General features: G+C 55.8%; 1 protein-coding gene. It reads left to right on the top strand.

What is annotated here, in order from left to right; all coding sequences use genetic code 11:
• A partial coding sequence (locus GOB86_RS15665) for an IS5-like element IS12528 family transposase (protein WP_165993584.1) occupies nucleotides 1-754 on the top strand: 754 nt, incomplete at its 5' end.
• Between the last annotated feature and the right edge of the window lie 17 nt (nucleotides 755-771).

Below are 771 nucleotides of genomic sequence, written 5' to 3'. Positions count from 1 at the left end.
GACAGATGAGGAATGGGAGCGCATAGCGCCTCTGATGCCCCCTGCGAACCGGCGTGGTCGGAAACGGACAACCGATTTCCGTGAGATCATCAATGCTCTGCGCTATCTCGTGCGCTCAGGCTGCGGTTGGGAGATGCTTCCGGTTCATTTTGGCCCATGGCAAACGGTTTACTGGTGGTTCCGCAGGCTGATGCGCCGTTTCCTGTTCCAGACCATTCATGATGTCTGTCTGATGCTCGATCGTGAAGCGGCAGGACGCGAAACCAGTCCATCGGGTGGTGTCATTGATAGCCAGAGTATCAAGGCACCCCACGCAAAGACACGTGGTTATGACGCAGGCAAGAAGATCGTCGGTCGGAAACGTCACATCGCAGTTGATACGGATGGCCGCCTTCTCCTGGTTCAGCTGACAACAGCCGATATTTCGGACAGTGCAGGAGGACAGATGATCCTTGATGCCATTCGTAAACGCTGGCCTTGGGTGAAGCACCTGTTTGCCGATGGAGCCTATGACCGCCTCCAGTTGATGGATAAGGCCACTTTTCTCGACTTCACAGTCGAGATCATCCGGCGGTCAGAGACAGCAAAAGGGTTTGAAATCCTGCCGCGTCGGTGGGTTGTGGAACGGACCTTCGGTTGGATGATCCGCTGGCGTCGCCTTGTGAAGGACTACGAACAGCGGATCGACGTCGCAGAGGCCATGATCCACATCGCCATGGGAAGCCTCATGCTACGCCGAAACGCTCATCCGTGAATTTCCAAAAGGGCTCT

Origin of the sequence: Acetobacter lambici (assembly GCF_011516885.1) — a bacterium.
Taxonomy (GTDB): domain Bacteria; phylum Pseudomonadota; class Alphaproteobacteria; order Acetobacterales; family Acetobacteraceae; genus Acetobacter; species Acetobacter lambici.
This window is presented reverse-complemented; position numbering and strand designations above follow the sequence as displayed.